This window comes from Veillonella rodentium (assembly GCF_900187285.1).
GTDB classification, from domain to species: Bacteria; Bacillota; Negativicutes; order Veillonellales; family Veillonellaceae; genus Veillonella; species Veillonella rodentium.
On record NZ_LT906470.1, the window covers coordinates 835287 to 845811 of the forward strand.

Here is a 10525-nt window from a genome sequence, read left to right on the forward strand (position 1 = left end):
AGGAGTTATATATGACACAGCAAGAACGATTGCGCTATCTTTTAGAGGGATTAGTAGCAGAGTATAAAGAGAAACATAAGGAACATATGGATATTCCCGTAAATGAAGAAGAACGGTTTACTCTGTTTAGAGCACTATGTAATATTCGTCCTGCAGGAGCCATGTCCGCTGAATGGATGAAGGTAGAGGATGAATATTTAAATACATTGGCTCATGAAAAGGGTATTGTCACGATTCATGATATGGAAGCGCGAGAACCTCAGATATATTTGTGGCAAGGTGATATTACACGGCTAGCTGTGGATGCTATTGTTAATGCGGCTAATAATCAATTGCTTGGATGCTTTGCGCCTAATCATAAATGTATCGATAATGCTATCCATACCTTTGCAGGTATTGAGCTCCGTATGGAGTGTGAAAGAATGATAGAGTATTTAGATATGCCTGAAAAGACCGGTGTGGCTCGTATGACCTATGGGTATAATTTACCGGCAAAGCATGTACTTCACACTGTTGGACCTATTATTTATGAAGCGGTAACAGATAAAGAGCGAAATGAACTAGCCTCTTGCTATCGTTCCTGCTTAGAGTTGGCTAATGCTTATAACTTACACTCCATTGCATTCTGTTGTATTTCTACCGGTGAGTTTAGATTTCCAAATGAAGAGGCCGCACAGATTGCTATCGATACTGTGAGAACCTATTTAAAAGAAACAAATGGTAAAATCCAAGTGGTATTTAACGTATTTAAGGATATAGATTATGACATCTACAACAAATTATTGGGATAATATAGAACGTGTAAAAGAAGCTATTAATGTTGCTGATGCGGTATTAGTTGGTATTGGGGCCGGTATGTCTACTGCAGCGGGTCTGACTTATAGTGGGGAACGTTTTCATAAATACTTTGATGACTTTCACAAAAAGTATGGTATCACAGATATGTATTCTGGTGGATTCTATTCATTTGAAAGCATGGAAGAATATTGGGCGTGGTGGAGCCGTCATATCTACTATAATCGCTATGATATTTCAACAGGTGAACCTTATATTCGGTTGATGGAGTTGTTACAAAATAAGAATTACTTTGTGATTACCACTAATGTAGATCATCAAATGCAATTTGCTGGAGTGGATAAAAATAGATTTTATTATATGCAAGGTGATTATGGCTTGTGGCAATGCTCTGAGCCATGTCATCAAAAGACTTATGATAATGAAGAACAAGTGCGTCGTATGGTGAAAGAACAAAAGGATATGAAAATTCCCACAGAATTAATTCCTCACTGTCCTAGATGTGGCGAACTAATGACGATGAATTTACGTGTCGACGGTGCCTTTGTGCAAGACGAAGGTTGGTATGCGACTCAAAAACGATATGCAAGTTTTATAGAGAATTATAAAGATAAGAAAATTGTATTGTTAGAACTTGGTGTTGGTTATAATACGCCGATGATTATCAAATATCCATTTATGCGGATGGCACATGACAATATAGACACACTATATGTACCGGTTAATATTGAAAAACAATCGATTCCATTTGATATTCAGCGAAACACAATATCATTTAATAATGACATACAAAAGGTATTGAATGATTTGTTAGTTTAAGAAGGAGTTAATGTACTATGAATTATAAATACACCTATGAAAGCCCATTAGGAACTATGATTATGCTTGGTACATTGACTTACTTAACAGATTTGTTTTTTGTTGATGAAAGTCACGCACCGTCTTATGATGATGCGGAGTATATCGATCAGTTGACCGGTCCTTTTGAGGTGACTGTTATGTGGCTCAATGATTATTTTAAAGGGCAGAGACCACGTATATATCCGCCGATGCAATTGGAAGGTTCTGCGTTCAGAAGGTCAGTATGGTCTATACTTCAAACGATACCATATGGTGAAACGACTACATACGGTGCGATTGGAAAACAGATTGCAAAGGCGCAAGGTAAAGACAGTATGTCCGCTCAGGCGGTAGGAGGAGCTGTAGGTCATAATCCTATATCCATCATCATTCCATGCCATCGCGTAGTGGGGGCTAACGGACAGATGACGGGGTATGCAGGAGGCATCGCTCGTAAAGAATATATGCTTCGATTGGAACAAGAGCATAAATGATAGATGGGAATCAAAGTATAAATGATTGATGCAGGATTACTTTCAGATAAAGTATCTGTTGCGGTGATTGTACTGTGTTGAATTGAATTCTATAGAATCTATTGAAATTACATGCGTATAGTGTTAAGATTATTCATATATTCATGAATGTTTTGGAGGTTATGGTTATGAGTAAAAATATCGACTGGGACAATATCGGGTTCGGTTACATGGAAACCGATTACCGTTATTTATCTACATATAAAGATGGTAAATGGGATGAAGGCGGACTGATTACAGATGCCAATGTCGTTTTAAATGAATGTGCCGGTGTATTCCAATATGCGCAAACTGTTTTTGAAGGATTGAAAGCATATTATACAAAAGATGGTCATATCGTATGCTTCCGTCCGGACTTGAATGCGGAACGCATGAATAATTCTGCAGAACGTCTTGTGATGCCTATATTGCCTGAAGGCAGATTTGTAGAAGCCGTAAAAAAAGTAGTAGAAGCAAATAAAGATTTCGTACCTCCATATGGTCACGGTGCAAGTCTTTATATTCGTCCTTATATGATGGGCACAAATTCCGTTATCGGTGTAAAGCCGGCGGATGAATATCAGTTCCGCGTTTTTACGACACCCGTAGGGCCTTATTTTAAAGGCGGTGCTAAACCGATTAAAATCCGTATCACTGACTTTGACCGTGCAGCTCCACATGGTACCGGTCATATTAAAGCGGGCCTGAACTATGCGATGAGCTTGTATGCGATTACCGATGCTCACAAAGCGGGTTATGCGGAGAATATGTATCTTGATGCGGCTACACGCACACATGTAGAGGAAACCGGTGGTGCAAACTTTATCTTTATTACAAAGGACGGTACTCTTGTAACGCCTAAATCTGATAGTATTTTGCCGTCCATCACACGTCGATCCTTGATGCATGTGGCTGAACATTATCTCGGCATGAAGGTGGAACATCGTCCGGTGCATGTAGATGAGTTGAAAGACTTTGCTGAAATCGGTCTCTGCGGTACTGCAGCGGTTATTTCTCCGGTAGGTTTGATTCATACTGAAAAGGGTGATATCAATGTCCCTGCCGGTATGGATGATATGGGTCCTGTAACGAAAAAATTATATGATACATTGCTTGGCATTCAACATTGTGAAATTAAAGCACCTGAAGGCTGGGTTGTGAAAATCTGTTAATAAAAATGCGCTGATTATTTAACGGCTCATAAAAAATGGCTTATTAAAAAGCATTAGTACAGAAGAGATTAGTAAATAGCGTGTATATAAAATGACGGCATCTATCGTATGGTAGATGCCGTTTGTTATATCATTCAGTTTTGATTTGCGTCGTATGGGGATTATAGGGTAACGCGTATTATTGTGTAATTTTATAACTCTAAATCTTAATTTGATTTTGCGCGACTGATTACTTTAACCATGAATTTATCATTGTTGATGATGAATCGTTCATGCGTACCGCGGCCGATGATACCTATTCCATCAGATGCTTCAATATCAAATGTGATTTTGCGACCTTCGACTGCGCTGACGGTAGCTTTTGCCGTAATCGTTGCGCCGAGAGGTGACGGTGCTTCGTGAGTGATGGATAGGGAAATCCCCACCGTGCCTTCGCCGGCTTCCAGATGTGGTTGTACGGCTGCCTGTGCGGCTTCTTCCATGAGGGCGCACATAGCGGGTGTGGCGAATACGTCTAGAGCGCCGGATTTCATTGTTTTTGCGATATTAGATTCTGTAACGACGACAGTGGCTGTTGCTGTTTGACCTGCTGATATCATAGTAGTATACCTTCTTTCGTTGAGAATATTGTTGTAATAATTGTATTATACATCTTTAAACAATTTTTATACCATTTTATGGTAAATAAATTTTATGTTATTAGTGTTATTAGAATCATATTTTTTATGCTGCATAACTGGTTATAACGGTTCTATAGAATCCGTGATATAATGGAACTAGTTTTTATAAAACGAGGTATATATGAGTAAAAGACAGTTAAAGCCTTCCGGTGAAGGCTGGGTTCAGTTAATAGCAGGCATCGGTTTTATTGCCCTATTAATTGCCATTAATATAGTAGATCCTACATTTTATCCGACCATGTGGCATCTGGCTACAGATGGATCGATGGAGGAAATCGCAGAGTATATTCAAAGCTTCGGGCCTATGGCGATGTTGATCAGCATGGTTCTCGACATTTTTGTTAATGCGGTCGGCTTTTTACCATCCATTTTTATTTCTACGGCTAACGGTTTGGTTTTCGGTATGTGGCCTGGTATTATTATCTCCTGGCTCGCTGAAACGATTGGCGTCGTTATCAGCTTTTATATCATGCGATACTTCTTGCGCGATACGGCGGATAAACTGATTGCCAAGAGCAGCGTGCTGATGAAAGTAGATGATTTTTCCGGTAAAAACGGCTTTGTCGTTATGCTTTTCGCACGGTCGTTACCGTATTTCCCGTCCGGTGTTATCACGGCTTTGGGCGCTATCAGTAAGATTAAACCTCGTGATTATATCTTGGCCAATTTAATCGGTAAGTTTCCTTCGACGGCGCTCGAAGTCGCCATCGGTACGGATATCGTTAATTTTCAGGACAATATGTCTCGACTCGGTATCATCGTCGTCGTGGCAGGCATTGTATATTTTATATTGTGGAAAGTATATAAATATTACATCAATAAACGAAATGCCGAGCAGGACCATGATCCGAATGTGTAATAATCGCAGCTAGTTAATGTCGAGTTACAGAGCAGCGTGTGATTTGTAATGATGCTATTGAATGCATAGCGTAATAGAACGTAGATATTGTTATTATGTGAAAGAGGCGATTTTATGAGCTTTTCTCTTCCTGAACGGGTGACCTTGAAAGGTCCTAATTTTATTCGTGAAGTTTTTGAACGTGGTGTAGGCGTAGATGGTTTTATCAGTTTCGGTATCGGTAATCCCGCTCCCGAGGCGATTCCCGTTGAAATTATTGAAAAAGCTTTTGATGAAGTGGTACATTCAAACCCTATGAGTCTGTTGCAATACGGACCGATGCAAGGGGATGCCAGACTTGCTGAATTGACTTTACAGCGCTTGGTTAAAGCGCATCATATGAATCCGGAAGGCCAAGGTCTCATCATTTCTAATGGAGCGGGACAACTGTTAGGACTTGTGCCTATTACCGTTATTGAAACGGGTGACGAAGTGTACATGGATGAGTTCACCTTTACCAGTGCAATTAATTCGGTGCGTAATATGGGCGGTAAGGCTGTTGGTATTAAAACAGATGAATACGGGATGATTCCGGCTGAGCTGGAAAAGGCTGCTCAATCGGGAAAGGGGAAATATATCTATCTCATTCCTAATTTTCAAAATCCTACAGGGATTACGATGCCACTGGAGCGACGGAAAGAGATTTACGCCGTTGCCTCAAAATATGATTTATTTATTTATGAAGATGATCCTTACGGTGAAATTCGCTTTGCCGGTGAATATATTCCGACGTTTAAGTCTTTTGATACGGAGGACCGTGTCCTTTATGCAGGTTCTTATTCCAAGACGTTATCGGCAGGTCTTCGGGTAGGTTTCTTGTTCGGGCCGGCGAAGATTATCGAGGTGATTCAGGCCCTTAAAAATAATACGGCCGGGCAGATGCCGTTAGTGACACAGAAGGTAGTGGCATACGTTTTAGATACCATTGATTATGATGCACACCTCGATAATGTACGCAAGGTATATAAAATGAAGTGCGATGCATTGCTTAACGCTTTCGATACATATGCAAGCTCTAAAGTTCATCTTACAAAGCCCACAGGCGGTATGTTCGCATGGATGACGATGCCGGAATCCGTCGACTGTGATGCATTCTTTGAAGCCTGCATGGATAAGAATGTGGGCATAATTAAATGCGGAGCCTTCGCGGCGGACGGAGCCGGTGAGGGTCATGCATTCCGCTTGAGCTATACGGTGCCGACTGTTGAGGAAATCACAAAAGGGATGGAGATTTTAGGCGCCTTAACGAAAGAATTTTGTGGCGAATAAGATTTGAATTTGTCCAATAGTTACTCCATAGATTTTATATTATATGGAATGTAAAACCGGATTGCTTATATTGTAATCATTATGGTATATCTATATATTGATAAATTTTGATATAACATGATACAATGTTACTAATGTTACTGTAGATACGTTGTATTTACAGTGTAAAAATTAAACTTTTATATAGATTATAAAGGCAAGTCCTTTAAAGAAAGTAGGTGTTTACTATGGGTTGCAGTAGCAGTGGCAGCGATTGCGGCGGATGCCCATCTCAATCCTCCTGCGGTGGTGGCGCGCCACAACAACCGCAAGATCTTACGGCTCCATTACATGAATTGAGTTCCGTTAAGCATGTTATCGGTGTTGTTTCCGGTAAAGGCGGCGTAGGCAAGTCCTCGGTTACGAGTTTGATGGCCATTACGATGGCTCGTAAAGGATATAAAGTCGGTATTCTAGATGCGGATATTACAGGTCCGTCCATTCCTAAAATTTTTGGTATCAAGGAAAAAGCATATGCCGATGAAATCGGTATGTATCCTGTGAAGTCCAAGGGCGGTATCGATGTTATGTCCGTAAATCTCCTCCTGGAAAACGATACGGATCCTGTTTTATGGCGTGGTCCGATTTTAGGTAATGTGGTTAAACAATTCTATAGTGATGTTATTTGGAAGGATATCGATTATTTATTTGTTGATATGCCTCCGGGCACAGGTGATGTGGCGATTACCGTTTATCAATCCTTGAAGTTGGATGGTATTATCATCGTTACGTCTCCTCAGGATTTGGTATCCATGATTGTTGAAAAGGCCGTAAAAATGGCTGATCTCATGCAAGTGCCGATCATCGGTGTAGTAGAAAACTACTCTTATTTCCATTGCCCTGATAACGGCAAGGATTATGAGATTTTTGGTAAAAGCCATATTGAAGAAATTCTTCAGAAGTACGGCTTACTTTTATTGGGTCGTTTGCCGATTGATCCTACCATTGCCAACCTTTGTGATCAAGGCGATATTGAATCCATTGAAAAGACAAATTTGGAGGATGTATCCTTACCGCAATAGGTTATATTCTACATGTGAGCTGTACATGCAATCGGTGTGTGTGCAGCTTTCTTTTTTTATAATAGATTTTATTTATGATACGCAAATAAATTTATATTTCTATTTTATATATTATGGATTTATACTAAAGATAATATAATGAAAGCTATAGACGATATGGTATGGCTGTTACTATAATATCCTGAAACTTTAATAATGGATTGTTAGGCTTTTTGAAGTCCCTAAGTAGGAGGTATGTAAATGAAGAAACTTATTAATTGGTTAATTCCAATCATCTTAGGTGTAGGGCTATGGTTTGTGCCTACACCGGAAGGGTTAACCCCACAGTCCTGGCATTTATTCGCCATCTTTGTCGCTACTATCGCAGGCTTTATTACGCAGCCGTTGCCGATCGGTGGCGTGTCTATTATCGTTATCACAGTTGCTGCATTGACGGGAACATTAAAGATCAGTGAAGGCTTATCCGGCTTTTCTGATACATCAATTTGGTTAATTGTTGGAGCATTCTTATTCTCTCGTGGTTTTATTAAAACAGGTTTAGGGAAGCGTATTGCGTATAATTTAATCTCGGCTTTTGGCAGCTCAAGCTTGCGTTTGGCTTATGCATTGGCTTTATCTGATTTGATATTGGCGCCGGCAACACCATCTAATACGGCACGTGTAGGCGGTGTTATCATGCCGATTACAACGAGTTTGGCAAAAGCATTCGGTTCTGAACCGCAAAATGGCGCACGTAAGATTGGATCTTTCTTGATGCAATCTATTTATCAGGTTAATACCATTACATCTGCCATGTTCCAAACTTCAATGGCCGGTAATACACTGGTCGCTGCATTAGCCTTACAATCCTTTGGTATCGGTATCACTTGGGGGGACTGGGCTATGGCCGCTATTGTTCCGGGGTTAATTGCATTGTTAATTATGCCATATTTTATATATAAAGCATATCCACCTGAAATTAAAGATGCCCGTGAAGCACAACAAATGATTCGTCAAGAATTAAAAGCATTGGGTTCTATGAGCTTCCAGGAGTGGGTCATGCTTGGTGTATTTATTTTAGCGCTTGTATTGTGGGCTACATCTCAGTTTACACAACTTCATGCAACTGTTGTAGCATTTATTGGTATCTCTATTTTATTAGCTACGGGGGTGCTGATTTGGGATGATGTTAAAAGTGAAAAAGGTGCCTGGGATACATTGGTATGGATGGGTACCTTGATGGCTTTCGCCGGATTCCTTTCCAAGCTGGGCTTTATCAAATGGGCTACCGTACTAGTTGGCGGTTATATTCCGGAAGGTTCCTGGGTTATTGCATTTATTGTAGCCGTGGTTGTCAATACATATGCACATTATGTATTTGCATCGCTAACGGCGCATATTTCCGCAATGTTCGTAGCCTTTTCTGCGATTGCAATTTCCGCAGGTGCACCGCCGATGTTGACATTGTTGATGATCGCTTTCACATCTAATCTCTGTATGTCTTTGACTCACTATGCGGCAGGTCCGTCTCCGGTAATCTTCAATACCGGTTATGTTCCTCAAAATACATGGTGGAAACTCGGTTTCTTCACGTCTGTAATCAACTTGATTATCTTTATAGGCATTGGTTCCGCATGGATGAAACTGATCGGTATGTGGTAAGCTCGTATAAATTGTTATTATAAATCAAGATTTACATGGTATAATTACAGTCCAATTTTATTGATGTAAACGATCTATGTATACATGAAGCCGTCCCGTTGGGGACGGCTTTTTGTGATAAAATAAGAGCAGTAATCATATGTGATTAATCTGTAATACTATTATAGATTATATGAATAGTGAAAGTATTCATTATGATTGTATGATTACATGTATGCTTTTGCATAGGAGGTACATATGAAGTTTGATAATCAACAATTATTGAAATATATTGGTGCATGTACGTCACCGTATCATACGGTAGATACGAGTTTACAAATGTTGTTGGACTCGGGATTTACCGAACTTTCATTGGAGAATACATGGAAATTGCATCCCGGTTCTTATGTGGTGAATGTATTCGGCACGACATTATTTGCCTTTCATATCGGCAAGCACCCTCGTCAGACATTGCGGGTTGCATCGGCACATACGGATTTTCCCGCGATTCGTGTAAAACCGAATCCCGTTGTATCCGTGAAAGGTTATAAAAAATTAAACGTGGAAATGTACGGCGGCCTCATCGAAAATACATGGCTCGACAGACCTTTGGGAGCTGCCGGGACTGTTGTGCTTAAAGGCGAATCCGCATTTGATGTGGATTCCGTATTGGTGGATACAAAGAGACCCATCGCCATCATTCCGAACTTGGCGATTCATATGAATCGCACCGTTAATGACGGGGTAAAGCTGAACCGTCAGAAAGATATGTTGCCGATTCTCATGATGGAGAAAAGTGGTGCCGATAACGGAACTCACAACGCGGATAGTCATGTTAAAGCCCTGTCAACTTCTGATAAGGATGATAAAACTATTGAATGTTATGATGAATGGATGCACTTTCTTGCGGATGAGGTCGATTGTGATCCATCGGAAATTTTATCCTATGAAATGACGTTATATCCTGTCGAGCAAGGCTGTACATTAGGGATAGACGGTGATTTTATCAGCTCACCGCGATTAGATAATCTGACATCCTGCTTCGGTGTATTGTCGGGAATTATTGAGGCGCATAAAAATAAAGTCGACGGCATTCGTTGTGCTATTTTATTTGACAATGAAGAGGTGGGAAGCCGGACTAAACAAGGCGGAGCCGGTATGTTATTACCGAATCTGGTAAAACGTATTTATGATGTATTAGGCTTTACTGGGCAGGATATGGATGAAGATTTAGCAAAAGGTTTTATGATTTCAGCCGATGTAGCGCATGGATTACATCCGAATTATCCGGAGAAAAATGATATTACGAATATACCTGTACTCAATCAAGGCCTAGCGCTTAAAATGGCATCCAGTCAATCCTATGCGGGCGATGCGAAGGCGATTGCCATTGTTAAGGGGCTTTGTGAGGAGGCAGATGTACAGTATCAGATTTACGTAAATCGGTCCGATGTTCCGGGCGGTTCTACGGTGGGATCGATTTCTTCCGCTATGTTACCGATGCGCACCATGGATATCGGCTTGCCGATTTTGGCAATGCATTCCGCGCGAGAAACAATGGGATCCGCTGACCAAAATCAACTGAATCATTTAATGAATTATTTCCTCGGAGATGAATAAATACTATCTTTTATTATGGTGAAAATATTGTATAATAAGTGTATATCAGTATGAATAC

At 40.4% G+C, this 10525-nt stretch carries 10 protein-coding genes; 9 read left to right on the forward strand and 1 reads right to left on the reverse strand.

Annotated features, from left to right (window positions below):
• The first annotated feature begins 11 nt into the window (after nt 1-11).
• From CKV62_RS03720 to CKV62_RS03735, 4 genes are all read left to right on the forward strand, one after another.
• Nucleotides 12-791, forward strand: a complete 780-nt coding sequence (locus CKV62_RS03720; protein WP_095065747.1) for a protein-ADP-ribose hydrolase — start codon at nt 12-14, stop codon at nt 789-791.
• Entirely contained in the window at nt 763-1614 is an 852-nt protein-coding gene (locus CKV62_RS03725; RefSeq protein ID WP_095065748.1) for an SIR2 family NAD-dependent protein deacylase, read from the forward strand. Before CKV62_RS03720 ends, CKV62_RS03725 begins: the two co-directional genes overlap by 29 nt.
• Before the next feature lie 17 nt (nt 1615-1631).
• Nucleotides 1632-2129 carry a methylated-DNA--[protein]-cysteine S-methyltransferase gene (locus CKV62_RS03730; RefSeq protein WP_095065749.1) on the forward strand — a complete coding sequence of 166 codons (498 nt, stop codon included), beginning with the start codon at nt 1632-1634 and terminating at the stop codon, nt 2127-2129.
• 167 nt (nt 2130-2296) lie between these two features.
• Complete coding sequence (locus CKV62_RS03735) at nt 2297-3319, forward strand: branched-chain amino acid aminotransferase (RefSeq protein WP_095065750.1); 1023 nt, start codon at nt 2297-2299, stop codon at nt 3317-3319.
• 206 nt (nt 3320-3525) lie between these two features.
• Here the strand turns inward: CKV62_RS03735 and CKV62_RS03740 are convergent, their stop codons facing one another.
• Nucleotides 3526-3918, reverse strand: coding sequence for a thioesterase family protein (locus CKV62_RS03740; RefSeq protein WP_095065751.1), 393 nt, complete (start codon nt 3916-3918; stop codon nt 3526-3528).
• A gap of 202 nt (nt 3919-4120) precedes the next feature.
• On the opposite strand from CKV62_RS03740, the gene CKV62_RS03745 reads away from it, so the two are divergent.
• The 5 genes from CKV62_RS03745 to CKV62_RS03765 all read left to right on the forward strand — a co-directional run bounded on the left by CKV62_RS03745 (nt 4121) and on the right by CKV62_RS03765 (nt 10467).
• Entirely contained in the window at nt 4121-4858 is a 738-nt protein-coding gene (locus CKV62_RS03745; RefSeq protein WP_095065752.1) for a TVP38/TMEM64 family protein, read from the forward strand.
• Nucleotides 4859-4972: 114 nt separating this feature from the next.
• Complete coding sequence (locus CKV62_RS03750; protein WP_095065753.1) at nt 4973-6166, forward strand: aminotransferase-like domain-containing protein; 1194 nt, start codon at nt 4973-4975, stop codon at nt 6164-6166.
• A gap of 227 nt (nt 6167-6393) precedes the next feature.
• A complete protein-coding gene (locus CKV62_RS03755; RefSeq protein ID WP_038114649.1) occupies nt 6394-7227 on the forward strand; it encodes an Mrp/NBP35 family ATP-binding protein in 834 nt (277 codons plus the stop codon).
• Between the two features lie 240 nt (nt 7228-7467).
• Entirely contained in the window at nt 7468-8868 is a 1401-nt protein-coding gene (locus CKV62_RS03760; protein ID WP_095065754.1) for an anion permease, read from the forward strand.
• A gap of 237 nt (nt 8869-9105) precedes the next feature.
• Nucleotides 9106-10467: a M18 family aminopeptidase gene (locus CKV62_RS03765; RefSeq protein WP_095065755.1), complete on the forward strand. Its 1362-nt coding sequence runs from the start codon at nt 9106-9108 to the stop codon at nt 10465-10467.
• Nucleotides 10468-10525: the final 58 nt, after the last annotated feature.